This is a genomic window from Ferrigenium straubiae, assembly GCF_051257895.1.
GTDB lineage: Bacteria > Pseudomonadota > Gammaproteobacteria > Burkholderiales > Gallionellaceae > Gallionella > Gallionella straubiae.
Window position 1 is genome coordinate 356207 of sequence record NZ_CP194331.1, and the last position, 24683, is coordinate 380889.

The window sequence follows — 24683 nt, forward strand, 5'->3', positions numbered from 1 at the left end:
CCGCGCCTAACCTGATCTACATCATCCTGGCATTCTTCAACGACCTGCCAGCTGATCAATCAACTCATCTAACTCCGTGATCGGTGGCAGGCATTGCGTGCCGCGGCACAGCCAAGCGGTGGTCTGCTCGGTGTGCGGCTTGTCGAGCGCCTCGGGCAGGCCGGCAACCTCCTCGCTTAGCGCCACAACCAGCATGTCAGGCAGATAGCGCGTCCGCAGCGCCGCCTGCCACGCCGCGGCCTCCTTGCCGCGCAGTACCAGCAGGCCGGGCGGTTGCAGGTACTCCGCAAGCGCGGCGCACAGGCTGCAGTGGTAACTCACGGCCTCGCGTATCGCCGGGAAAAACAGCATCAGGCAGCGCTCCGCCGCCGTGCGGTATTCTTCTTTTCCGGTCAGCAGCGCGAGGCGCAACAGAACCTGAGCGGCAATGCCGTTGCCGGAAGGCGTGGCGTCGTCCTGCCCCGTCTTGCTGCGCTGGATGAGCGCCTCGTGGTCGTGGCTGGTGAAGAAGAAGCCGCCGCGTTCCTTGTCCTCGAAGCGCGCCAGCAGCGCGTCGGCGAGCTGCGTCGCGAAGGCCAGTTCGCTGCTGCGAAACTCGGCCTGCAGCAATTCCAGTGCGGCGTTCAGCAGGAAGGCATGGTCGTCGAGGTAGGCGTTGAGGTGCGCCTTGCCGTCCTTGTATGTCGCCAGCAATTTTCCGTCGCGCCACAGGGTGTTGCGCACGAAATCCATCGCGTGCTGCGCCGAGTGCAGCCAGTCTTCGCGGCCGAACACGCGCGCGGCGCGCGCCATACCGGCGATCATCAGTCCGTTCCACGAGCTGAGGATTTTTTCGTCGCGGCCAGGGCGCACGCGCTTCTCGCGCGCGGCGAAAAGTTTTTCGCGCACGCTTGCGATCAGCGCCTCCGCCTGCTCGGTGGAGAGATGCAGGCGCTGCGCGATTGCCTCCAGCGGCTCCGCGACGCGCAAATGCCAGGCGTGCTGCTCGAAGTTGGGCGGGCCATCCAGTCCATAACGGGACGCGGCGACGGCGTACTCCTCGGCGCTCAGCAGGCCGCGGATTTTGTCGCGCCGCCACACGTAGAACTTGCCTTCCTCGTGTTCCGAGTCGGCATCGAGTGACGAGTAGTAGCCGCCTTCGGGTGACTGCATCTCGCGCATGGCCCAGGCAGCGGTCTGCTCCACCACCCGCGCGAACAACGGCTCGCGGTATTCCTGCCACGCGGCACTGTACAGGGCCAGCATCAGGCCGTTGTCGTAGAGCATCTTCTCGAAGTGCGGGATACTCCACTCGGCATCGACGCTGTAACGGCAGAAGCCGCCGCCGAGCTGGTCGTACACTCCGCCGTGCGCCATCTTCTGCAGCGTGTGGCGCACCATGTGCCGTGCGAACTCGTCGCCGCTCTCGTGCCCATTGCGCAGCAGCAGGTCGAGTTCCGCCGGGTGCAGGAACTTGGGCGCGTCGCCGAAGCCGCCGTTGATCTTGTCGAACTCTTCGCCGAGCTGGCTCAGCGCCTGTTCGATGGGGTCGCCGTTCAGCGGCGTTTCTCCGCCGCGTGCGGGCTGGAGGCTGGCGAGAGCCGCCGCGAGTTGCTTGCCCTGCGCCGCGAGTTCCGCGCGCTTGTCGCGGTATATCTGCGCGACGCGGCGCAGCACGTCGGCGAAGGAGGGCAGGTTGTAGCGCGCCTGTTTCGGGAAATAGGTGCCGCCGAAGAACGGCGTGCCGTCGGGCGCGAGGAACATGGTCAGCGGCCAGCCGCCGCCGCGCTGCATCAGCAGGTAGTGCGCATTCTGGTAAATCTGGTCGAGGTCGGGGCGCTCCTCGCGGTCCACCTTGATATTGACGAAGTGCTCGTTCATCAGCGCGGCCACCTCGGGGTCCTCGAACGACTCGTGCGCCATGACGTGGCACCAGTGGCAGGCCGAGTAGCCGATCGACAGCAGGATGGGCTTGTCCCGCTCGCGCGCGAGGCGCATCGTTTCCGGGTTCCACGCATGCCAGTCCACCGGATTGTTGGCGTGCTGCTGCAGATAGGGGCTGGTTTCAAGTGCCAACTGATTGCTCATCGGTTGCACCTCTCGGGTTGGTGGGTCAGCGTAGCAGCGGCTTGAGCTCCTTCAGCACGCTGCGCATCAACTGCGGCTGCGCTTCCTTCGTGGGGTGCAGATTGTCGGCCTGGAATTGCTGCGGCGCAATGCCCTCGAACAGGAACGGCAGCAGCCGGGTGCGGTATTTCTTCGCGAGCCTCGGGTACATCTTCGCGAACTGCGCGACATAGGGCTCGCCGTAGTTCGGCGGCAGCCTCATGCCGACCAGCAGCACCTTTGCGCGGGCGGCGCGCGCAGCTTCTATGATCCTGCCGAGGTTGGCCTCGATGTCCGCAATGCGGTAGCCGCGCAGCCCGTCGTTCGCGCCGAGCTCCGCGATCACGATGGCCGGGTGGTGCTCGCGCAGCGCTGCGGCGATGCGCTGCCGCCCGCCCTCAGTGGTCTCGCCGCTGATGCTCGCGTTCACCACGCGGTATTCCGGATGGCTGCGCGCCAGTTCCTCCTGCAAGAGGGCGGGCCAACTTTCCGCTACTGCGATGCCGTATCCGGCTGATAAACTGTCGCCGAACACCAGAATGTTTTTTGCGGCCTGGGCGGGAAGCGGCAGCCACAGCGCGGCAACCAGCAGAATAACTTTCAGGAATGGATTCTTCATGGCAGCGATTGTGCAGGCAGTTGAACTAACCAAGCAAGTGCTGAGCGGCGACCAGCCGCTGGTCATCCTGCGCGACGTGAGCTTTGCGGTCGAGGCGGGCGAGAGCCTCGCGATCGTAGGCAGCTCCGGCTCCGGCAAGTCTACGCTGCTCGGCCTGCTCGCCGGGCTGGACATGCCGAGCAGCGGCGGCGTGCGCCTCGGCGGCAAGGACTTGTTCGCGCTCGACGAGGACGGACGCGCGCGGCTGCGCGGCGAACTCGCGGGCTTCGTGTTCCAGTCCTTCCAGTTGCTGCCCGCGCTCAACGCGCTGGAGAACGTCATGCTGCCGCTGGAACTGCAGGGCAGGAGCGATGCGCGCGAACGCGCCGAGGTGTCGCTGCAGCAGGTCGGACTCTCCGCCCGCGCGCACCACCTGCCCAAGCACCTCTCCGGCGGCGAACAGCAGCGCGTCGCGCTCGCGCGCGCCTTTGTCACCCGACCGAAGGTGCTGTTCGCCGACGAACCCACCGGCAACCTCGACGCCGCCACCGGCGCGCAGGTTATAGCACTCATGCTGAAGCTCAACCGCGCGCAGGGCACGACCCTGATCCTCGTCACCCACGACGAGGCACTGGCGCGGCGCTGCGGGAGGCAGTTGCGGCTGGAGGCGGGGAGGGTGGTGTAATAATTTTCCCCTCTCACACTTGTGGGAGAGGGGCAGGGGAGAGGGTCGATGAGCCTGCTGGACAATGCAAAATCATTACGCCGCAACCTGACCGATGCCGAGCAGAGGCTCTGGTATCACCTGCGCGCGCATCGCTTCATGGGGCTGAAGTTCAAGCGGCAGAAGCCCATTGGCCGTTACGTGGTTGATTTTGTCTGTATCGAAAAAAAGCTGGTGATCGAACTGGATGGCGGACAGCATGCAGATTCGCTGAAGGCTGACGGAGAGCGGGATGCGTGGTTGCGCGGCCAGGGATATACGGTGCTGAGATTTTGGAACAACGAGTTGATGAATGAAATGGAGGGTGTGCTGGAGCGGATACGGCTGGCGCTCTTCAACGAAACCCTCTCCCCCATCCCCTCTCCCGTAAACGGGAGAGGGGAGCCAATATGAACCTCCTTCGCCTCTCCCTCAGCCTCCTGCGCCGCGACTGGCGCGCGGGGGAGTGGCGCGTGCTCTTGCTCGCGCTGGTGCTCGCGGTGGGCAGCCTCGCGACCGTGGGGCTGTTCGCCGACCGCGTGCGGCTCGCGTTGCAGCAGGAAGCGACCAGCCTGATCGGGGCGGACTTGCGCATCGTCTCGGCGCGCCCGTTGCCGCCCGCCTATCGCGCGATGGCCGAGACGCGCGGGCTGCGCACGACGGAGAGCCGTGCGTTCCTGAGCATGGTGGCGCATGGCGACGAGACGCTGCTCTCCGAGATCCAGGCGGTGGGAGCGGGTTATCCGCTGCGCGGCAGGATCGAGATCGACGACAGCAGCATGCATGTCGCGCAGGGTATTCCCGCGCGCGGCACGGTGTGGGTGGACGGCCGCCTGCTGCGCCGGCTCGACCTGCGCGTCGGCGACGAGGTCGGTATCGGCGCACAGCGCTTCACGGTGGCGGCGCGCATCGTGCGCGACATCGACCGCGCGGTTGGTTTCTACAGCTTCGCGCCGCGCGTGCTGATGAACGGTGACGACCTCGCCGCGACGGGTTTGCTGCAGGAAGGCAGCCGCATCACCTACCGCCTGCTGATCGCGGGCGACGCGCGGCAGGTCGAGGCCTTGCATGACGAGCTGAAGCCGAAACTTGCGAACGGCGAGAAGCTGGAAGGTGTGCGCGACGCGCGCCCCGAAATCCGCAGCGCGCTGGAGCGCGCCGAGAATTTCCTCGGCCTTGCCGCGCTGACAGCGGCGATCCTCGCGGGCGCGGCGATGGCGCTGGCGTCGCGGCGCTTCGTGCTGCGCCACCTGGACACCTGCGCGATGCTGCGCTGCCTCGGCGCAGAGCAGGGGCAGGTGCTGCGCCTGTTCCTGTTCCAGTTCCTGCTGCTAGGTCTCGTCGCGGTGCTGCTCGGCTGCGCGCTGGGCTATGTCACGCAGGCGGTGCTGATTTCCTTCATCGAGGCGATGCGCGATACGGAGCTGCCGCAGCCTTCGGTGCTGCCCGCGCTCAAGAGCGCGGCGAGCGGCTTCGCGCTGCTGCTCGGCTTCGCCTTCCTGCCGCTGCTGCAACTGCGCAGGGTGTCGCCGCTGCGCGTGCTGCGCCGCGAACTCGGCGCGCCGCAGGCGAATGCCTTGCTGGCCTACGGCCTCGCCGTGCTGGTGCTGGCGGGCTTGTTCCTGTGGCATTCCGGCTCGATCAAGCTGGGGTTCACCATGCTGGGCGGGCTGCTCGTGGGGCTGCTGTGCTTCGGCGTGCTGGCCTGGCTGCTGCTGCACGGGCTTGCGCGCTATTCGCTGCGCCTTCACGCGCAGTTGCGCCATGCGCTCAACAACCTCGCGCGGCACGGGCGCGACTCCGCGCTGCAGGTGGTGGCGCTCGGCCTGGGCGGCATGGCGCTGCTGCTGCTGACGCTGGTGCGCGGCGACCTGCTGCAGAGCTGGCAGGGCAATCTGCCGCCGGACGCACCGAACCGCTTCATCGTGAACATGCAGCCGGACCAGCGGCAGGCGGTGCAGGCGTTCTTCGCGCGCGCGCAATTGCCGCAGCCGCTGCTGCTGCCGATGGTGCGCGGCCGGCTGGTCGCGATCAACGCTGCACCCATCAGCGGCGACAGCTATCCCGACCCGCGCGCGCGCGACCTGGTGGAGCGCGAATTCAACCTCTCCTGGGCCGAGCAGATGCCGGAGTGGAACGAGCTGGTGAGCGGCAGCTGGTGGAGCGGTTCCGAATCGGGGCGGATGCAGCTTTCGGTCGAGGAGGGCATCGCCGAGCGGCTCGGCATCCGCCTCGGCGACGAGCTCACCTATGACGTGGCGGGAAGCCGCTTTACCGCACGCGTGGCCAACCTGCGCAAGGTGGAATGGGATTCGATGAAGGTGAATTTCTTTGTGATCGCCACGCCGGAGTTGTTGAAAAATTACCCGGCGAGCTACATCACCAGCTTCCATCTGCCGCCGGACAAGGTGCGCGTGGGCGACCAGCTTGCGCGCGAGTTTCCCAACCTGCTGGTGATCGACACCGGCGCGATGATCGATCAGGTGCGCGGCATCATGGGGCAGATTGCGCAGACCGCGAGCGTGATCTTCCTCTTCACCCTGCTGAGCGGCCTCGCGGTGCTGTATGCCGCGCTGCTTTCCACTCAGGACGAGCGTACCCACGAGGCGGCGATCCTGCGCACGCTGGGCGCGGACAGCCGCTACCTGCGCCGCTTGCACCTCGCGGAATTCGCCGCGCTGGGGCTGTTGAGCGGCCTCTTGGCCTCCGCAGGCGCGGTGCTGCTCGGCTGGGTGTTGGCGCGCTTCGTGCTGGAAATCCCCTATCACGCGAGCGTTGCCATCTGGCCGATCGGCTGCCTCGGCGGGATGCTGGCCGTGATGCTGCCGGGGTGGCTCGCGGTGCGGAAGCTCGCGCAGTTGCCACCGGCGAGAATATTGCTGAACGAGTAAGCCGCCAGCAATCGTTTCCGAAGCACGCAACGCCTCAGATACTCTCCGCAGCAATTTTCAAGACCGTTCCCCGGTAATTCCGGCTTCACCACGCAGGAAACCGATACACGCTTTCATCCGTCGAAAAAATACAGTCTTGCCCGCATCCGCAAATACAGTTGGCTGCCCAGAGTAAGCCTGCGCGCAAGGCGTTAAGGTAAGAACAGTTCTCAAATCTGAAATAAAAAAATGGATATTTACCCTGAGTTCAATCTGCGCCGTAATACCTTTGGCGCGCTCCTTCCTGCTCGAGCTGCCGATGGCAGCGGGGAGTATGGTCTCGCCTCGTGCGGGAGTGGCGGGGAACCGGCTAAAGTGTGGCCGGCATTGGACAATCCGCGGCGGTTGGCAAACCGGCAGCCGATTGAACGGCGGATGGCTCAATGGCGGGGTGTTTATGCAATATGAACTCAAGGTGTTGCGCGGCAACGCGGGGCTGATGGCGATCATGCTGGAAGCGGCGGATGCCGGCGATGCCGAAGCGCAGGCCAGAGCCCAGGGGTATACGGTCATTGCGGCCAGGGCAAGGCAGCGCTGGTTGTCGTTGTTGCCTTGGCAAAGGTCCGGTTTCCCCTTGGTGTTGTTCAGCCAGGAACTGGTGGCGCTGCTCGATGCCGGCCTGTCCCTGGTCGAATCGCTGGAGACCCTGACCGAGAAGGAAGTGCAGCCGGATATCAAGAAAACGCTGACGCAAATAATCTCGTCCCTGTATGAGGGGCATAGCCTGTCGTATGCACTGGAGCAGTCGCCGAAGGATTTTCCCGCGCTTTACGTGGCAACCGTGCGCGCCAGCGAAAAAACCGGCTCTCTCGCCGAAGTGCTGTCGCGCTATGTCGTTTACCAGAACCAGATGGAGGGGGTGAGGCGCAAGGTCGTCACCTCCTCGATTTATCCGGTAATCCTGGCTGCCGTGGGGGGGCTGGTGATGCTGTTTCTGATGGTGTTCGTCGTGCCCCGCTTCAGCCATATCTACGAAGATCTCGGCAGCGACCTGCCGTTCATGTCGCAGTTGCTGATGCTTTGGGGGCATTTCCTGGACGAGCATTGGAAGTTCTTCCTGGCGGCCGCAATCGCCCTGCCGGGCGGACTTCTCTTTGCCGCTACCCGCCCTGCCTTCAGGCAGTGGGCCGGGCGGAAGCTGTGGCAGCTCCCCGCGCTGGGCAAGCGGCTGCACCTTTACCAGATGGCACGTTTTTACCGCTCGCTCGGGATGCTGCTGCAGGGCGGGATGCCGATCATGGCGTCATTGCAACTGGTGGGCGGTCTTCTGCAGACGACGATGCGCGAACAACTGGCGCTGGCCTCGACGAGCATCAGGGAGGGCAGCTCCATCTCCCAAACCATGGATAAATACGGCCTGGCCACCCCCTTGGCGTCGCGCCTGCTGCGCGTGGGCGAGCGCACCGGCCGGATGGGCGAGATGATGGAGCGCATCGCGGCCTTTTATGAGGACGATACGGCACGCTGGGTCGAGCGGTTCGTCAAGATGTTCGAGCCTTTGCTGATGGCGTTCGTCGGGCTGGTCATCGGGGGCATCGTGGTGCTGATGTATTTCCCGATTTTTGAACTGGCGGGGAGCATTAAATGAACCAGGCTGCCTCATGCGATGCCGGACAGATATTCTCGCCGCAACGGGTGCGTGAAGCGCGCGCTGTTGCCGCGCAGGGCAGGCGCAGCATCGTGGAAGTACTGGAAGAACAGACCGGGCTGGACTCGCGGGGCTTTGCCTGGGCGCTGGGCAAAGCCCTCCATTACCCGGTATTCGGCATGGACGACCTGGGCAGGCTGGAGCCCGCATTCGATGCGCTGCCCTTTGCCGAGGCGCTGGAACGGGGATGCATCGCATTGCGCAGCGGCGAGGGGCGGCTGTTCGTCATCATGGGCGATCCGTTCAATGCTGGCCTGCAGGCATGGGCGGAGCAGCGCTTCCCCGCGAATTTCGTCTGGGGGCTTGCACATGGCGCGGACATCGCCGCATACCTCGCGCATTACGAGGAATCGCTGCATGCAATGGACAGCCTGCAGGCCGTGGCAGGAAAGATGGCGGCATTTGACGATAGCGTGGAGGAATTGTCGTTCAAGACCATCAGCGAGGACGTCAGCCCGGTCGTCAAGCTGGTTCACTCGACGGTGTACGACGCGCTGAAGGCCGAGGCCAGCGATATCCACCTGGAGACCGGCGCAGCGGGGCTCAACATCAAGTACCGCATCGACGGGGTGCTGACAGCGGTAGGCTCGGTGGCTGGGCTGGACATGGCCGAGCAGGTGATCTCGCGCATCAAGGTCATCTCCGGTCTCGATATCGCCGAACGGCGCATTCCGCAGGATGGCCGTTTCAAGGTGTCGATGCACCGGCGCGAGGTGGATCTGCGCGTTTCCATCATGCCCAGTATCTTCGGCGAGGATGCCGTGCTGCGCATCCTGGACAAGCAGACGCTGTCCGACCAGATGAAGGGCCTGCGCCTCGACTATCTGGGATTTGACGCGCCATCCATGGTCACGCTGCGCCGGCTCTCTAACGAACCCTACGGCATGGTGCTGGTCACCGGCCCGACCGGCAGCGGCAAGACGACGACGCTGTATGCCGCGATCTCGGAGATCAACCAGGGGCAGGACAAGATCATCACCATCGAGGACCCGGTCGAATACCAGTTGCCCGGCGTCCTGCAGATTCCCGTCAACGAGAAAAAAGGGCTCACCTTCGAGCGCGGCCTGCGTTCCATCCTGCGGCACGACCCGGACAAAATCATGGTCGGCGAAATACGCGATCCGGAAACCGCACAGATCGCCGTGCAATCGGCGCTGACCGGCCACCTGGTGTTTACCACCGTGCACGCCAACAACGTCTTCGACGTCATCGGCCGCTTCATGCACATGGGGGTCGATCCCTACAGTTTCGTCTCCGCCCTGAACGGCATCCTGGCCCAGCGCCTGGTGCGCGTGAACTGTGCGCACTGCGTGGCGGACGACCATCCGGACGAGGAGCTGATCAGGGAGTCTGGGGTCGGCCTGGCGGATGCAAAAAACGCGACATTTCGCGCCGGGCGCGGCTGCGGGCTGTGCCGCGGCACCGGCTATAAGGGGCGCAAAGCCATCGCCGAGATACTCTACCTGAACGATGAAATCCGCGAACTCATCATTGCCAGGCAGCCGATCCGGCTGGTGCGCGAGGCGGCCAGGCGAAACGGCACGCGCTTCCTGCGCGATGGCGCGCTGGGTATGGTGTTCAGGGGCGAAACAACATTGCAGGAGATCAACCGTGTCACTTTCGTTGCGTGACGAGTGCCGCATCGTGCTGCATCCGGACTGCGTGGTCCTGGCGCGGTTGCGGCGCGAGCTTACGCGCCTGGGGCTGAAGCGCCATGTGCTGGCGCAGCAGGTGGTTTCATGCAGTCCGCCGGGCGATGAGAATATTCCCTGGGGCGGTGCGCTCAAGGCCCTGGAGGCGGCTTTACCCGGATTTGCGGGTAACAAATCGTATGCCAAGGTGATCCTCTCCAATCACTTCATGCGCTATACCCTGGTGCCGTGGAGCGATGTCCTGAGCGATGAAACGGAGGAAATCGCCTATGCGCGGCATTCGTTCAATGAAATGTACGGCTGCGATGCCGGCGAATGGGAGCTGCGTATCAGCTCCGGCAGTTACGGAATGCCGCAATTGGCCTGTGCAGTTGATGCGCGGCTGCCGGAATCCCTGCGCAACTTGTTCGGGCGGGTGGGGATTGGGTTGAAGTCTATCCAGCCGCATTTAATGGTGGCATACAACGCCTGTCATGCCTCGCTCCATGACAAGTCCGCATGGCTGGCACTCGTGGAGGAGGGAAACCTGTGCCTGGCATTGTTGCAAAAAGGCAAATGGGCGTGGGTGCGGTCGATGAGAATAGGTCCGCATTGGCACAAGGAATTGCCATTTTTGCTGAATCGCGAGGCGCTGGTCTCCGACGTCGAAAGCAGCACGAACGAAGTGTTTCTCTGGGCTCCGGACTGCCGGGATGTATCGATTGCTTCAGGCGGGTGGTGGCAGATTCAGCCTATGCAGCCCGCGCGCATGCCCAGCATCGAACCGGCGCTCGACAGCTGCTTTGCCATGTATATGAGCGGGTGATGCGATGACCATGCTCCGCCTCGATTATCAGCAGAACCTGCCGTTCCCCTGGGTGGGGCCGGCATTGCTGGCGCTGACGCTGGTGGTCCTGACGCTGACGGTTGCCTATTACGTTGAATTGAACGGCAAGGCGATCAGCTGGGAAGACCGGCTGGATCAAATCGAGCGTGGCCAGGGCCGGTTATCACCGTCCGGCGGCCGCGAGGACGTGGTGCAGGAGGTGAAGCGCGCCAATGAGGTGTTGCGGCAACTCACCTTGCCGTGGGATGAACTGTTCAGGGCAGTGGATTCGGCTGCGGGCAAGGAGGTTGTGCTGCTGGCGATGGAGCCGGATGCGGAAAAACACATGGTAAAAATCAGCGGTGAAGCCAAGAACCTGGCGGCGCTGCTGAAGTACATCATGCAACTTGAGGAGCAGAGTGTATTCGGCCCGGTCTACCTGCAGAGCCATCAGGTTCAGCAGCAGAATCCGGACAGGCCTGTGCGCTTTTCGCTGCTTGCCGTGTGGCGGGAGAAGCCATGAGAGGCCTCGCCGGAAAATGGCTGGGAGATGCCATCGGCCGATATGCGCAGCACTTCGGCATCTCATCGGCGGTGCCGCTACGGGGGCGCCTGCGCTGGGCATCCCGGCGTTGGCTGCGCATCCTGGGTAGGTCAGGAGTGCTGGCCATCGGCATGTTGGTCGTCTTTCCGCCTTTCTATTTTTCGGCAATTTCCCCGGCGCAGGAGCGCCTGGATGCGGCGCGCAGCAGCGAACTTTCCCTGCGCGAGCGGATACTGCATGCCGGCAAGTCGCTTGACGGCGGCTGGCGCACGCCGGCCGAGCAGCTTACGGAGTTCTACCGTTTTTTTCCGGAAGAGCGCCATTCGCCGCAGTGGCTTGAGAGGCTGGCTGCACTGGCCGAAAAAAACGGGCTCAGCCTCAACGAGGGCGAATACAAGGTGGCGCGGGGCAAGGCGGGGCGGCTGATGCGCTTTCAGATCATCCTGCCGGTGAAGGGGGAATATCCGCGCATACGCAGCTTCCTTGCGGCGCTGCCCGCGGAGACTCCGATCATCGCCCTGGAGCATGTGCAGTTCAGCCGCCAGAACATCGGCGATTCGGCCGTGGAAGCCAGGATCAGTCTGGCGCTCTACCTGGAGCAGGCATCGTGAGGCTGCTGCCACCGCGCAATGCCGGCCGGTGGGCAGTGCTCGGCATTGCCTTCACGGCCATCGTCACGGCTGCCGCACCCGAGAAAAGCAGCGGCGCAGCGAGAACGGCGCAACCTGCGGCGCCGCTTCGGGTTAATGCTGCATCTTCTTCACCGGCGCTCGCCAAACGGCGGCTGCCGGAAACGGTTCATGTGGAGCTGGAGCGCTTGGCCCGGCCTCAATCCAAGCCGGATGCGGGATCGGGAGCCGAGCCGGAGCCGGTGATCGGCAATGCCTTCGTGGCCACTTCCTGGTATGTGCCGCCGCCACCGCCACCGCCACCGCCACCGCCACCGCCTCCGCCGCCGCCGGTGCCGACCGCGCCGCCCATGCCGTTTACCTATCTCGGCCGCTATGAGGATGCGCCGACGCTGCAGGTGATCCTGCTCAAGGGCGAACGCATGTATGTCGCCGCCGAAGGAGACGTGATCGAGGATACCTATCGCATCGAGCACCTGGCGCCTGGCACGGTGGAACTGAACTATATCCCGCTGGGCATCAAACAATCTCTCAGCACCGGCGAGGCATTATGAGAAACGCGATGTATTTCTTCCACCTTTATGGGGCGCACAACATGCATGGATTCTGGCTCGGTTTCAGGCGCAATGCCGCATTCCTTCTGCTTGTCGCTGCAACATTGGCTGGCTGTGCGGGGCAAAAGCTGCACCGCGAAGGAATGGCACTCATGGAAGAGGGGCGTGCGGAAGAGGGCTTGGCAAAGCTGGAGGAGGCCAGCAAGGCCGACCCGGACAACCTGTCCTACCGCATGGCCTGGATGCGCCACCGCGAGCAGACCTCCAATCGTCTGTTGGCGGCGGCGAGCAGTGAACGCGCCGCGGGACGCCTGGATACGGCGCAGGCAATTTACGAGCGCATACTCCGGATCGATCCGGGCAACGGCAAAGCCAGGCTGGGACTTGATGAACTGGCGATGGACCGTCGCCACGATGCGATCGTCGAGGAAGCGCGCAGCCTGCTCAAGAATGGCGATCCGGATGCCGCGCGGTCCGCGCTCAAGCCATTGCTCGCCGAGAACCCGAAGCACGGGCAGGCCTTGCTTCTGCAGCGCCAGATCGACGAGCAGATAGCCAAGGGGCTGATGGCGGAGCCTTCCCTCAGGGCGAAGTTCAAGAAGCCGGTCACCATGCAATTCCGCGATGCCAGCGTAAAGATGGTATTCGAGGCGCTGTCGCGCACCAGCGGCATCAACGTGCTGCTGGACAAGGACGTCAAGCCGGATATCAAGGCCTCGATTTTTGTCAGGGATGTTTCGGTGGAGGATGCGATCGACCTGATCCTCATGCAGAGCCAGCTGGAGAAAAAGATCATCAGCGACAACACGGTATTCATCTACCCGAATACGCCGACGAAGATGAAGGAATACCAGGATCTCAAGATCAGGAGCTTTCATCTCACCAACGCCGATCCCAAGCAGATGCTGACCATGCTCAAGACGCTGCTGAAAACCAAGGATATCTTCGTCCACGAGAAGACCAATTCGCTGGTGATGCGGGACACGCCGGAGGCCATCCGCCTGGCCGAGAAAATGGTTGCGGACCAAGATATCCCCGACCCGGAAGTCATGCTGGAAGTCGAGGTGATGGAGATCAGCCGCTCGCGGCTGTCCGAAATCGGCATCAAATATCCCAGCCAGGTCACCTTCACGGCGCGGGGTGCGGCGGCAGGCGCCGATACGCCGACCGTCAGGGAGCTGCGCCAGCTTAACGGCGCCAGCATCGTCACCAGCCCGGCGCTGAGCGTCACGCTCAACATGCTGCTCCAGGACGGCGACAGCAACCTGCTGGCCAGCCCGCGCATCCGGGCGCGCAACCGCGAGAAGGCCAAGATTATGATCGGGGACCGCGTGCCGGTGATCACCAATGCCGTGACGCCGGTTTCGACGGGGACGCCGGTGATCACCGGCAGCGTCCAGTACCTGGACGTGGGGCTGAAGCTGGAGGTCGAGCCGGAGATACACATGGACAACGAGGTTTCCATCAAGGTCGGGCTGGAGGTCAGCTCCATCGTCAAGGAAGTGCTGAATGCCGTGTCCGGGACGCTGGCTTACCAGGTCGGCACGCGCAACACCTCGACTACCCTGCGCCTCAAGGACGGGGAAACGCAGATTCTCGCCGGCCTGATCAACGACGAGGACCGGAATACCGCTAACAAGGTGCCGGGGGTGGGGGATTTGCCCCTGCTCGGGCGGCTCTTTTCGAGCCACAGGGACAACGGTACCAAAACGGAAATCGTACTTTCCATCACGCCGCGGGTCGTGGGCAGTCACCGGCTCCCCGATGCGCGCGAAGTGGAGTACTGGTCGGGCACCGAAGCCAGCCTGCGCAGCAGCCAGATGGTGATGAAGCCGCTCGGCGCCGTCGCAGTCGGCAATTCGGCGAGCGCACCTCCAGGGGCTGTTGTGGCGCGCCCGCAGCCGGCAGTTGTTCCCGGCAATGCGGCCATGGCAAGCAAGCCGCTGGTGCTTTCCTGGCAAGGGCCCAGCCAGGCCAAGGTCGGCGACAAGATCAGCCTGACGCTCAATACCCAATCGCCGCAGGGCGTGAACAGCCTCGGCTTCCTGGTGGAGTTTGACCCGGCCGTGCTGAAGGCTGCCGATGTCGCCGAAGGGGATTTCATGAAACAGAATAATTCGCCGTCGAATTTCACCAAGGTGATAGATCAGGAAGGCGGCCAGGTGCAGGTCGACCTGAAGGGCTCCGGCAATGGCGGCGGCAGCGTCATCACCCTGATGTTTGAAGTGACTGCCGCCGCGCCCCAGTCCCCGGTCACGGTCAGCAGCATCAGCCTGGCCGGCGCGGGCGGAGAGGCGCTCGCGGTTACCCCGCCCACACCGCATGTCATCGCGGTCGCGCAATGAAAATCTCGGCCACCAGGGGCTTCACTCTCATCGAGCTGGTAATCACGGTGGCGATCGTCGGCTTGCTGGCGACGGCGGTATTGCCGATGGCCGAGCTGGAAGTGCAGCGCAGCAAGGAGCATGAGCTGCGCCGGGCGTTGCGGGAAATTCGCACCGGGCTGGATGTCTACAAACAGGCGGTGAGCGAGGGGCGCATCATTCGCCCGGCGATAAGGTCTGGGTATCCCGTGTCATTGAAAGTGCTGGTGGAAGGCGAGGCCGACGCCGGCAGCCCGGACGGCAAGGGTAGAATCTATTTTTTGCGGCGCATCCCGCGCGACCCGATGGCTGGCGATCCGGGGAAAACGGACGAGGAAACCTGGGGCAAGCGCAGCTATGAAAGCAGCGCCGATGCTCCCGAGGAGGGGGAGGATATTTTCGACGTGTATTCCCTGTCTTCCGGAATCGGGCTGAATGGCATTCCCTACCGGGATTGGTAAGGAGCGGCGGAATGGGCAGGCATACGGAAAGAGGTTTCACCCTCATCGAGCTGCTGGTGGTCATGGCGATCATCGCGACGCTGCTGACTATCGCGGTGCCGCGCTATTTCCACAGCGTGGAAAAATCGAAGGAGGCCGTGCTGCACCAGAACCTCGCGCTGGCGCGGGAGGCGCTGGATAAATATTATGGCGACAACGGCAAGTATCCCGACAGCCTGGATGAATTGGTGAGCAAAAAATATCTGCGCAACCTGCCTTCCGATCCCATCACCGGAAATTCCGCGACGTGGCTCATCGTCCCGCCCGATACCCCGGAAAAAGGCGGAGTCTTCGACATAAAAAGCGGTGCGCCCGGAAGCGCGCGGGACGGTTCCGCGTACAGGGACTGGTGATGCGGCTTGTCCCGGACAAAAATAGCGTGGGAGGGAGGATGCGCCTTAGGCGACATGGCCGGGAGCGCGGGTTTACCTATTTCGGCCTGCTGGTTGTCGTTGCCATCATGGGAGTGATGCTGGCCGCATCCGGGGAGGTGTGGCATATCGCGCAGAAGCGCGACAGGGAGCAGGAGCTGCTGTTCGTCGGAAACCAGTTCCGGCAAGCCATCACCGAGTATTACGAGCATACGCCGGCGCAGGAACAGCGCTACCCGGCGAATCTTGAGGACCTGCTCGGGGATCCGCGCTATCCGTCGACGCAGCGCTACCTGCGCAAGATTTACCGCGACCCCGTCGGCGGCAGCGGGAAGTGGGGCTTGATCAAGGGGCCGGGCGGAGAGATTTACGGGGTGCGCAGCCTGTCCGAGGAAGAGCCGGTAAAAAAAAGCAACTTCAGCCTCGCCGACAAAAATTTCGAAGGCAAGACGAAATATGCGGACTGGGTGTTCGTGCACGCCCAAAGCCAGCAGCCCGCTACTCCATCGCAGCACTGACCCGCAGACGCCCTCCGCAGAAGTTTTGAGGGCAGCTTCTAGACGATCAGGTCTATCTGCTGCAGCGCCCCTGCGCTGCCGTCCTCGCGCAAATAGATGCCGCTGCCGCGCACCTGCCCCTGCAGGTCGTTTGAAGAATTTTTCAGATCGAACGGCGTGGCGATGTTGCCGAGGTAGAGCGCACCGACGTTGCGTTGCGCCAAGGTGCTCAGAATGTCTTTGCCGGCGGCATCCTTGCTCCATACCAGCAGTCTTGAGTACACGGCATCGTTCTCGTCGATCCAGTTGTTTTTGTCGCCATCATAGGCGGACAGGTCGGCAAAGCCGTTGCCGCTTTGCGTGCCGAACAGCTCGGAACCGTTGTCGATGATGCCGTTGCCGTTCCTGTCCAGTGCCAGGAAGCCGCTTCCGCCGCCGACAAAGGACATTTTCTCGGCCTTGCCGTCGCTGTCGAGGTCGAAGCCGAATTTCGTATCGGTCAGTTGCGCGGCGCTGCCGCTGAAATTGACAACCAGCGGGTCTTTCCTCACGCCGTCGCCTTCGCGCACGGATACGTTGTTTTCCCTGAAGAAATCGCGCTTCATCTCCAGCGAGAGCTGGAACCGGATATCCTTGCCGTCGGAGGTCCTGATGACGCCTTCGGCGGCGAAGGCGGTCCGTTCGGATTCGCGAACTGTCTCGTGCCGGTCATATTCCACTCCCCAGCCCTGGCGCAGGTCTTGAGCCGATTGCGCAGCTTCGGCCGTTTTTTGCGAGTGCGCTTGCGCGGCATCGCCCGGCTTCAATTCATTCGGATTGAACAACCTGACTTTTTGCCCGGTCAGCGACTCGATCAGGTTGATGAGGAGCTGCATCTTCGGGTCATTGCCGGCATGATCGCTTGCACCTTCCGCTTCGGCGGTGGCCTGGGCATCGGCGGAGGACTGCGTGTTTGCGGCAGGATTGGCGATGGCAACAGCTTGGGCAGCCGCCTGTCGGGCGGCATCGGAGATCGTCGCCACGGTCAACCGCGGGGTAGACCGGTTTTGCGCGGCATGGCCTTCAAAATCGGGGCGTTGCGGGCCGACCCAGGCGCGCAACGATTCTTCGACCGTGACCTGTCTTGAGTTTGTATGCTGGCTGGCGAGGCCGATAGTTGAGCTTTCGATCTTCATCAGATTGTTTTTCAATTTGCTGGAGTGTTTTATCGGCTTGGCTCCGGTAACCTTTAGTGGAATCTGCAAGCCGGAGAAAGTTGAGTGAACCGGCGCATTAGTGCTAGAATGCGCGCCGCTTCGGAATAGGCCGGAGCAAATTTCCCGCTCGCGCAAGTTGGGGTGCCCATATGGGTCAGGCTGGCGAGTGGTAGTTTATAACCCTTACGATTGGAGTAATCATGGCTGTAACTATGCGTCAAATGCTGGAGGCCGGTGTTCATTTCGGCCATCAAACCCGTTTCTGGAATCCCAAGATGGCACCGTACATCTTCGGTCATCGCAACAAGATCCATATCATCAACCTGGAAAAAACCGTCACGATGTTCGCCGAGGCGGAAAACTTCGTGCGCAAGCTGTCGGCGAAGAAGGGCACCATCCTGTTTGTGGCGACCAAGCGCCAGGCGCGCGACATCATCCAGGAAGAGGCGGTGCGTGCGGATTCGCCGTTCGTCAACTATCGCTGGCTGGGCGGCATGCTGACCAACCACAAGACCGTGCAGCAATCCATCAAGCGCCTGCGCGAACTGGAGGCGATGACGGCCGATGGCGCATCCGAGAAGCTATCCAAGAAAGAAGCGCTGATGATGAAGCGCGAACTGGAAAAATTGAACCGCAGCCTGGGCGGCATCAAGGACATGAACGGCCTGCCGGCAGCTCTGTTCGTGATCGACGTGGGCTACCAGAAGGGTGCCATCGTCGAAGCACAGAAGCTTGGCATCCCGGTGATCGGCATCGTCGATACCAATAACTCCCCGCTCGGCGTGGACTACGTCATTCCCGGCAACGACGACTCGACGCAGGCGATCCGCCTGTACGCGCGCGGCATCGCCGACGCGGTGCTGGAAGGCCGTGCGCAAGCCCTGAACGAACTGGTCGAGCAGGTTGCCGGAACCGAAGAACAAGCCGCCTGAGTTTCAACAAGGCGCGCCCCGGGTTTCAATCAGGCGCATAAAGGGGCGCAAGCCCCTTTTTTTATAAGTTTTTTTTATGGAGTTTGATGATGGCGGAAATTACTGCAGGCATGGTCAAGGAACTGCGCGAGGCGACCGGCCTCGGCATGATGGAATGCAAAAAGGCACTGGTTGAATCCAACGGCGATTTCAAGGTTGCGGAAGAGCAATTGCGTATCAAGAGCGGTGCGAAGGCGAGCAAGGCCGCATCGCGCGTGACTGCCGAAGGCATGGTCAGCACCTTCATCGCGGCGGACGGCAAGACCGGCTCCGTGGCAGAAGTGAACTGCGAAACCGACTTCGTAGCCAAGAACGACGACTTCAAGGCATTCGCGAAGAACGTCGCCGAGACGGTGGCGAAGAATAATCCTGCCGATATCGAGGCCTTGTCCGGCATGGCGATCGCCAACGGCTCCGGTAGTGTGGAAGAGACCCGCAAGGCGCTGGTGATGAAGCTCGGCGAGAACATTACCGTACGCCGCTTCGAGCGTTATGCGACCACCACCGGCAAGCTGTCCAGCTACCTGCACGGCAGCAAGATCGGCGTGCTGCTGAATTTCACCGGCGGCGACGAAGCGCTGGGGCGCGACCTCTGTATGCACATCGCGGCGAGCAAGCCGAAGTCGATCGACGCTTCCGGTGTGAACCCGGAGGATATCGCCACGGAACGCCGCATCGCCATCGAGAAGGCCAAGGAATCCGGCAAGCCGGAAGCGATGCTGGAGAAGATCGCCGAGGGCACGGTGCAGAAATTCCTAAAGGAAGTGACGCTGCTGGGCCAGGTGTTCGTCAAGGCGGAAGATGGCAAGCAGACCATTGAGCAATTGCTGAAAGGCAAGGGCGCATCGGTGACCGCGTTCCAGATGTTCGTGGTCGGCGAGGGCATCGAGAAGAAGGTCGAGGACTACGCGGCTGAAGTGGCCGCCGCAGCGGCTGCCGCCAAGAGTTAAGCGCCATGAAGCCGGCCTATAAACGCATTCTCCTCAAGTTGTCCGGCGAAGCCCTGATGGGCGACGACAGCTACGGCATCAACCGCGAGGTGATCGAGCGCATCGTGGCCGAGATTGCGGAAGTGGCCGGGCTGGGCGTGGAAGTGGCGATTGTGATCGGCGGCGGCAACATCTTCCGCGGCGTGGCTCCGGCCGCCGCGGGGATGGATCGCGCGACAGCCGATTACATGGGCATGCTGGCCACGGTGATGAACGCGATGGCGCTGCAGGACGCGATGAAGCGCGCCGGGCTGGATTGCCGCGTGCAGTCTGCGCTGAGCCTGGAGCAGGTCGCCGAACCGTTCATCCGCGGCAAGGCGCTGCGCTATCTGGAAGACGGCAAGGTGGTGATTTTCGCGGCCGGTATCGGCAGCCCGTTCTTTACCACCGATACCGCCGCCGCGTTGCGCGGTGTGGAAATGTCCGCCGACGTGGTGATCAAGGCCACCAAGGTGGACGGCATCTATACCGCCGACCCCAAGAAAGAACCCGATGCGGTACGTTACCGGAGCCTGAGTTTCGACGAGGCAATCGGCAAGAATCTCAAGGTGATGGATGCGACGGCGCTGACGCTGTGCCGCGACCAGAAGCTGCCGATCATCGTATTCAGCATCTTCAAGGCAGGCGCATTGAAGCGCGTGGTGATGGGCGAGGGTGAAGGGACGCTCGTGCGCGTCGATTAATTCAGGAGGCAGCTGTGATTGCAGAGATCAGAAAAACGACTGAACAGAAAATGCAGAAGTCGCTGGAGGCACTGAAGGCGGATCTGGGCAAGGTGCGCACCGGGCGCGCGCATACCGGTTTGCTGGATCACGTGATGGTCGATTACTACGGCAATCCGACGCCGATCAACCAGATCGCCAACGTCACGCTGGTCGATGCTCGTACCATCGGCGTGCAGCCTTGGGAAAAGAACATGGTTGGCCCGGTGGAGCGCGCGATCCGCGACTCCGATCTCGGCTTGAATCCGGCGAGCCAGGGCGAACTGATCCGCGTGCCGATGCCGATGCTGACCGAAGAACGTCGCCGCGACCTGATCAAGGTGATCAAGTCCGAAGGCGAGAATACCAAGATCGCGGTGCGTAACATCCGCCGCGATGCCAACAACCACCTCAAGGATGCGCTCAAGAAGAAAGAAATTGCCGAAGACGAAGAGCGCCGCATGCAGGACGATATACAGAAACTGACCGACCGCTACGTCGCCGAAATCGACAAGGCGCTGGCAGTCAAGGAAACCGACCTGATGGCGATCTGATAAGGATTGAGGATCGAGGATTGAGGGAAACCAGACGCCACGCCTCGAATCTTCAGTCCCTATCCTCAATCCTCGATCTTCCATCCTAAAATGGCGCTATTCCAGAGTTCCACCCGCATCATCCCCGACGTCCCTGCCGTCCCGCGCCATATCGCCATCATCATGGACGGCAACGGGCGCTGGGCCAAACAGCGTTTTTTGCCGCGCGTGATGGGGCATCAGCGCGGTGTGGAAGCGCTGCGCGAGGTGGTGCGCACCTGCCGCGAACTGGGCGTGGAGTACCTGACAGTGTTCGCGTTCAGCAGTGAAAACTGGCGGCGTCCCGCCGACGAGGTTTCCTTCTTGATGTCGCTGTTTCTGAAGATGCTGGAGCGTGAGGTCGCCAATCTGCACGAAAACAACATCCGCCTGAAAATCATCGGCGACCGCAGCCGCTTCGACGACAAACTCAAACAGGCCATGCAGCATGCCGAGCAACTCACCGCCAACAACAACGGCCTGACCCTGACCATCGCCGCCAATTACGGTGGGCGCTGGGACATGATGCAGGCGGTGCAGGCCATGCTCAGGGAACATCCGCAACTCGCGCAAGGTTTCACGGAAGAGGATATGTCTCCCTATCTCTCGATGAGCGACGCGCCCGAGCCGGACCTGTTCATCCGCACCGGCGGCGAGCAACGCATCAGCAATTTTATGCTCTGGCAGCTGGCTTATGCCGAGCTGTACTTCACCGATGTGTTGTGGCCGGCGTTCGGGCGCAATGAGCTGGAGGCGGCAATCGCCTCGTACCGGAAGCGCGAGCGGCGTTTTGGCCGCACCAGCGAACAGTTGCAGGGCTGGCAGGGAAAAGCGGATGCTTAAATCCCGCGTGATCACCGCCGTCATTTTGCTGGCATTGCTGCTGGGGGCGTTGTTCGCGCTGCCGCCATTCGCATGGGCGGTGCTGATCGTGGCGATGGTCATGCAGGGAATCGTCGAGTGGTCGCGCCTGTCCGGCTTGAGCGGCAGGCAGGCAAAAGTCTACTGGGGACTGACCCTGCTGCTGATGCTGGGGCTGTTGTGGGTGGATGCCGGCGCTGCCGAAGCGCAACGGCTTTATCTCCACCTCACAATCTATGCCGTAGCGGCCCTGCTGTGGCTGATCATCGTGCCGGCCTGGCTGATGGCAGGCTGGAAAGTCAGACAACCGCTGCTCATGGCGCTGACCGGATGGGCGGTGCTGGTTCCGACCGGTTGGGCGATGCTGGACTTGCGTGAAACGGTTCCGAGTCCCTGGATTTTGCTGTTCGTGATGGGCTTGGTGTGGGTGGCGGACATCGCGGCCTATTTTACCGGACGCAGATTCGGCAAAAACAAACTTGCGCCCAGCATCAGCCCCGGCAAGACCTGGGAAGGCGTGGCGGGTGCGTTGCTGGGCGTATCGGCCTATGTGGTGCTGGTATGGGGCTTCAGCCCCTATTTTGAGCATCGCGAAGTGCAGCCGATCCTGCTGCTGGCCGCCTGGTGGTGGACGGGGCTCGCGGTGATCGGCGATTTGTTCGAATCGGCAGTCAAGCGCCAGGCAGGCGTCAAGGACAGCGGCGCGTTGCTGCCGGGGCACGGCGGCTTGCTGGACCGTATCGATGCACTGACCTCGACGCTGCCGCTTGCCGCGATGGCGATGCTGTTGCAGAAACTGGGCTAAAAATTGCTGTGAAGGGCGTCTGCGGCGTTGCGCGGTACTCGCAATCCTCATGTACTTTATGTACATTCCGGTTGCTGCGTTCCGTGCGCCTTGCATCCATCCCTCCACAGCAATTTTAGGTCGCTTAGAGGGTTTCACTTTTCACTATTTCGATAATGCAAAATCTGGTCATTCTTGGTTCCACCGGCAGCATCGGCACCAGCACACTGGACGTGGTAGCGCGCCATCCGGATCGATTCCGGGTCGTTGCGCTGACTGCCAACTGTCAGGCCGACTTGTTGTTCCGGCAATGCGTGCAGTTCAAACCGCGCTATGCGGTCATGCTGGATGAGGATGCCGCCACAGGGTTGCGCGAGCGTGTGCGCGAAGCGGGGCTGGCTATCGAGGTGTTGAGCGGCACAGCGGCACTGGAGCAGGTCTGCGTGTTGCCGGAAACCGACACGGTGATGGCGGCGATCGTCGGTGCGGCAGGCTTGCGCCCGACGCTGGCAGCGGCGCATGCCGGCAAGAAAATCCTGCTGGCGAACAAGGAAACGCTTGTGATGGCGGGCAACGTGTTCATGGATGCGGTGCGCGCCAGCGGCTCGGCGCTGTTGCCCATTGACAGCGAGCACAACGCGATCTTCCAGGCGCTGCCGGGCGGCTATGACGGCAACCTGGCGCGCAACGGCGTGCGCCGCATCCTGCTCACCGCTTCCGGCGGGCCGTTCCGCAACACGCCGCTCAACGATTTGCAGCATGTCACGCCGGAGCAGGCATGCGCGCATCCGAACTGGAGCATGGGCAAGAAGATTTCGGTCGATTCGGCAAGCATGATGAACAAGGGGCTGGAGGTCATCGAGGCGCACTGGCTGTTCAACGCAGGTGCCGACGACATCCAGGTGGTGGTGCATCCGCAGAGCGTGGTTCATTCGCTGGTCGAATATGTGGACGGTTCGGTGCTGGCGCAACTCGGCAATCCGGACATGCGCACGCCGATCGCATATGGCCTCGCCTGGCCGGAGCGCATCGATTCCGGTGTGGCGCCGCTCGACCTGTTCAAGGTCGCGACGATGAATTTCGAGGCACCCGACTTCGGACGTTTCCCCTGCCTGGCATTGGCCTATCAGGCATTGCGAGTGGGCGGCACCGCCCCGGCGATGCTGAATGCCGCGAACGAGGTGGCGGTGGCAGCCTTCCTCGATAAGCGGATTTCCTTCCTGGCTATCCCGCGTGTCATCGAGGCAGTGCTGGACGCGCTGCCGGCCGGCAACGTCGGCAGCATCGACGACGTGCTGGGCGCGGATGCCGAAGCGCGCCGGGCCGCGCAACGGCAAATCGGGACAGCATGATTACCCTGTTCGCGTTCGTCGGTGCGATCGCGCTGTTGGTGGTGTTCCACGAGTTCGGGCATTTCTGGGTGGCGCGCCGCTGCGGGGTGAAGGTGCTGCGCTTCTCGGTCGGCTTCGGCAAGGTGATTTACAGCAGGCGTTTCGCGGGCCGCGATACCGAGTGGGTGATCTCCGCGATTCCACTGGGCGGTTACGTCAAGATGGTGGACGAGCGCGAGGGCGAAGTCGCCCCGGAAGACCTGCCCTATGCGTTCAACCGTCAGCCGGTATTGCGGCGCATGGCGATCGTCGCCGCCGGCCCGCTGTCGAATATCCTGCTGGCCATCGTGCTGTACTGGGCGATGTTCGTTTATGGCGTGCCGGGACTGAAGCCGATGGTGGGCGAGGTGCCACCGGGTTCTCCGGCTGCCATCGCGCAGTTGCATGAGGGTGAAACCATCCTCGGCATCAACGGCAAGGCAATTCCGAACTGGGAGGAGTTGCGCTGGATGCTGCTGGAGCTGACCCTTCGGCAGGACCCGGGGCAGGCGGCACAGAACGGCGAAGTGAGAATCGAGGCGCAGGATGCCAGTGGCGCAAGGATGTTTCACCTGCTGGATATCAGCAGCCTGGAAGCGAAGGACCTGGACGGCGAGTTTCTCGACAAGCTCGGGCTGCACCCCTACCGGCCGCCCATCCTGCCGGTTATCGGCAAGGTTGCAGAAAACAGCGTGGCACAACGCGCCGGCCTGCAGGAGGGGGATCATATCCTGCAGGCCAATGGCGTTGCGATGCGGCGCTGGAACGAGGTGGTGGAAGTGGTGCGCATGTATCCCGGCAAGACAGTACAGTTCGAAATTGGGCGCGGCGAAAAAATCATGGGCATAACGGTGGTGCCCCAGGCCGTTGCCGAATCCGGCAAGATGGTGGGCAAAATCGGCGCGGCGCCGCAGGTGGATAAGGCGGCATGGCAGGCGCTGCTCACCGAGGTAAGCTACGGCCCGTTGGAGGCATTCGAACGGTCCCTGCGCAAGACATGGGAAACTACCATCATCAACCTGAAAATGATGGGCAAGATGGTGCTGGGCGAGGTGTCGATGAAGAACATTAGCGGCCCGATCACCATCGCCGACTATGCCGGCCAGTCAGCAGAAATGGGCATGGCGGCCTACCTCGGTTTTCTGGCCTTGATCAGCATAAGCCTCGGGGTGCTGAATTTGCTGCCTATCCCCTTATTGGATGGGGGGCACTTGCTGTATTATGTCGCCGAATTGATTAAGGGGGGGCCGGTTTCCGAAGGGGCTTGGGAAATCGGTCAGAAAATCGGTATCGCGCTGCTCGGCATGCTGATGGTCTTTGCCATTTATAACGATATTTATCGCCTTATCGCAGGTTAGAA

The 24683-nt window shown here is 62.5% G+C and carries 24 protein-coding genes; 21 read left to right on the forward strand and 3 right to left on the reverse strand.

Features of this window, described 5'->3' with window-relative positions; genetic code table 11:
* Positions 1–36 precede the first annotated feature (36 nt).
* Positions 37–2067 carry a thioredoxin domain-containing protein gene (locus ACRRNM_RS01695; RefSeq protein WP_435626522.1) on the reverse strand — a complete coding sequence of 677 codons (2031 nt, stop codon included), beginning with the start codon at positions 2065–2067 and terminating at the stop codon, positions 37–39.
* A gap of 25 nt (positions 2068–2092) precedes the next feature.
* Positions 2093–2704: a GDSL-type esterase/lipase family protein gene (locus ACRRNM_RS01700; protein WP_435626523.1), complete on the reverse strand. Its 612-nt coding sequence runs from the start codon at positions 2702–2704 to the stop codon at positions 2093–2095.
* Here ACRRNM_RS01700 and ACRRNM_RS01705 point away from each other — a divergent pair.
* The 13 genes from ACRRNM_RS01705 (at position 2703) to ACRRNM_RS01765 (ending at position 15900) form a co-directional block, all read left to right on the forward strand.
* Positions 2703–3368, forward strand: a complete 666-nt coding sequence (locus ACRRNM_RS01705) for an ABC transporter ATP-binding protein (RefSeq protein ID WP_435626524.1) — start codon at positions 2703–2705, stop codon at positions 3366–3368. The genes ACRRNM_RS01700 and ACRRNM_RS01705 overlap by 2 nt on opposite strands.
* 48 nt (positions 3369–3416) lie before the next feature.
* The gene (locus ACRRNM_RS01710) at positions 3417–3800 is read left to right on the forward strand and encodes an endonuclease domain-containing protein (protein ID WP_435626525.1); all 384 of its coding nucleotides are present in this window, start codon (positions 3417–3419) and stop codon (positions 3798–3800) included.
* Positions 3797–6277 carry an ABC transporter permease gene (locus ACRRNM_RS01715; protein WP_435626526.1) on the forward strand — a complete coding sequence of 827 codons (2481 nt, stop codon included), beginning with the start codon at positions 3797–3799 and terminating at the stop codon, positions 6275–6277. The genes ACRRNM_RS01710 and ACRRNM_RS01715 overlap by 4 nt, the downstream gene beginning before the upstream one ends.
* 436 nt (positions 6278–6713) lie before the next feature.
* Positions 6714–7904, forward strand: a complete 1191-nt coding sequence (locus ACRRNM_RS01720; RefSeq protein ID WP_435626527.1) for a type II secretion system F family protein — start codon at positions 6714–6716, stop codon at positions 7902–7904.
* A complete protein-coding gene (locus tag ACRRNM_RS01725) occupies positions 7901–9595 on the forward strand; it encodes a GspE/PulE family protein (protein WP_435626528.1) in 1695 nt (564 codons plus the stop codon). The genes ACRRNM_RS01720 and ACRRNM_RS01725 overlap by 4 nt, the downstream gene beginning before the upstream one ends.
* Positions 9576–10421: a hypothetical protein gene (locus ACRRNM_RS01730; RefSeq protein ID WP_435626529.1), complete on the forward strand. Its 846-nt coding sequence runs from the start codon at positions 9576–9578 to the stop codon at positions 10419–10421. The genes ACRRNM_RS01725 and ACRRNM_RS01730 overlap by 20 nt, the downstream gene beginning before the upstream one ends.
* Before the next feature lie 4 nt (positions 10422–10425).
* Complete coding sequence (locus ACRRNM_RS01735) at positions 10426–10944, forward strand: hypothetical protein (RefSeq protein ID WP_435626530.1); 519 nt, start codon at positions 10426–10428, stop codon at positions 10942–10944.
* Positions 10941–11576: a GspMb/PilO family protein gene (locus ACRRNM_RS01740; RefSeq protein ID WP_435626531.1), complete on the forward strand. Its 636-nt coding sequence runs from the start codon at positions 10941–10943 to the stop codon at positions 11574–11576. Before ACRRNM_RS01735 ends, ACRRNM_RS01740 begins: the two co-directional genes overlap by 4 nt.
* Complete coding sequence (locus ACRRNM_RS01745; RefSeq protein WP_435626532.1) at positions 11573–12148, forward strand: hypothetical protein; 576 nt, start codon at positions 11573–11575, stop codon at positions 12146–12148. The genes ACRRNM_RS01740 and ACRRNM_RS01745 overlap by 4 nt, the downstream gene beginning before the upstream one ends.
* Positions 12145–14493 (forward strand): secretin N-terminal domain-containing protein, encoded by a 2349-nt coding sequence (locus ACRRNM_RS01750; RefSeq protein WP_435626533.1) that lies wholly within the window; start codon positions 12145–12147, stop codon positions 14491–14493. The genes ACRRNM_RS01745 and ACRRNM_RS01750 overlap by 4 nt, the downstream gene beginning before the upstream one ends.
* Positions 14490–14972, forward strand: coding sequence for a type II secretion system protein (locus ACRRNM_RS01755; RefSeq protein ID WP_435626534.1), 483 nt, complete (start codon positions 14490–14492; stop codon positions 14970–14972). Before ACRRNM_RS01750 ends, ACRRNM_RS01755 begins: the two co-directional genes overlap by 4 nt.
* A gap of 11 nt (positions 14973–14983) precedes the next feature.
* The gene (locus ACRRNM_RS01760; protein ID WP_435626535.1) at positions 14984–15364 is read left to right on the forward strand and encodes a type II secretion system protein; all 381 of its coding nucleotides are present in this window, start codon (positions 14984–14986) and stop codon (positions 15362–15364) included.
* 38 nt (positions 15365–15402) lie between these two features.
* Positions 15403–15900 carry a type II secretion system protein gene (locus ACRRNM_RS01765; RefSeq protein WP_435626536.1) on the forward strand — a complete coding sequence of 166 codons (498 nt, stop codon included), beginning with the start codon at positions 15403–15405 and terminating at the stop codon, positions 15898–15900.
* Between the two features lie 38 nt (positions 15901–15938).
* Here the strand turns inward: ACRRNM_RS01765 and ACRRNM_RS01770 are convergent, their stop codons facing one another.
* A complete protein-coding gene (locus ACRRNM_RS01770; protein WP_435626537.1) occupies positions 15939–17054 on the reverse strand; it encodes a hypothetical protein in 1116 nt (371 codons plus the stop codon).
* A 221-nt stretch (positions 17055–17275) separates the two neighbouring features.
* On the opposite strand from ACRRNM_RS01770, the gene rpsB reads away from it, so the two are divergent.
* The 8 genes from rpsB to rseP all read left to right on the forward strand — a co-directional run bounded on the left by rpsB (position 17276) and on the right by rseP (position 24681).
* Positions 17276–18007, forward strand: a complete 732-nt coding sequence (gene rpsB / locus ACRRNM_RS01775) for a 30S ribosomal protein S2 (RefSeq protein WP_435626538.1) — start codon at positions 17276–17278, stop codon at positions 18005–18007.
* A gap of 89 nt (positions 18008–18096) precedes the next feature.
* Positions 18097–18996, forward strand: coding sequence for a translation elongation factor Ts (gene tsf / locus ACRRNM_RS01780; RefSeq protein WP_435628622.1), 900 nt, complete (start codon positions 18097–18099; stop codon positions 18994–18996).
* Positions 18997–19001: 5 nt separating this feature from the next.
* Positions 19002–19718 carry a UMP kinase gene (gene pyrH, locus ACRRNM_RS01785; RefSeq protein WP_435626539.1) on the forward strand — a complete coding sequence of 239 codons (717 nt, stop codon included), beginning with the start codon at positions 19002–19004 and terminating at the stop codon, positions 19716–19718.
* 50 nt (positions 19719–19768) lie between these two features.
* A complete protein-coding gene (frr, locus tag ACRRNM_RS01790) occupies positions 19769–20290 on the forward strand; it encodes a ribosome recycling factor (protein WP_435626540.1) in 522 nt (173 codons plus the stop codon).
* A gap of 90 nt (positions 20291–20380) precedes the next feature.
* Positions 20381–21151: an isoprenyl transferase gene (locus ACRRNM_RS01795; protein ID WP_435626541.1), complete on the forward strand. Its 771-nt coding sequence runs from the start codon at positions 20381–20383 to the stop codon at positions 21149–21151.
* A complete protein-coding gene (locus tag ACRRNM_RS01800; RefSeq protein WP_435626542.1) occupies positions 21144–21974 on the forward strand; it encodes a phosphatidate cytidylyltransferase in 831 nt (276 codons plus the stop codon). The genes ACRRNM_RS01795 and ACRRNM_RS01800 overlap by 8 nt, the downstream gene beginning before the upstream one ends.
* A gap of 155 nt (positions 21975–22129) precedes the next feature.
* Positions 22130–23305 carry a 1-deoxy-D-xylulose-5-phosphate reductoisomerase gene (ispC, locus tag ACRRNM_RS01805; protein ID WP_435626543.1) on the forward strand — a complete coding sequence of 392 codons (1176 nt, stop codon included), beginning with the start codon at positions 22130–22132 and terminating at the stop codon, positions 23303–23305.
* Positions 23302–24681: an RIP metalloprotease RseP gene (gene rseP / locus ACRRNM_RS01810; protein ID WP_435626544.1), complete on the forward strand. Its 1380-nt coding sequence runs from the start codon at positions 23302–23304 to the stop codon at positions 24679–24681. The genes ispC and rseP overlap by 4 nt, the downstream gene beginning before the upstream one ends.
* Positions 24682–24683 lie beyond the last annotated feature (2 nt).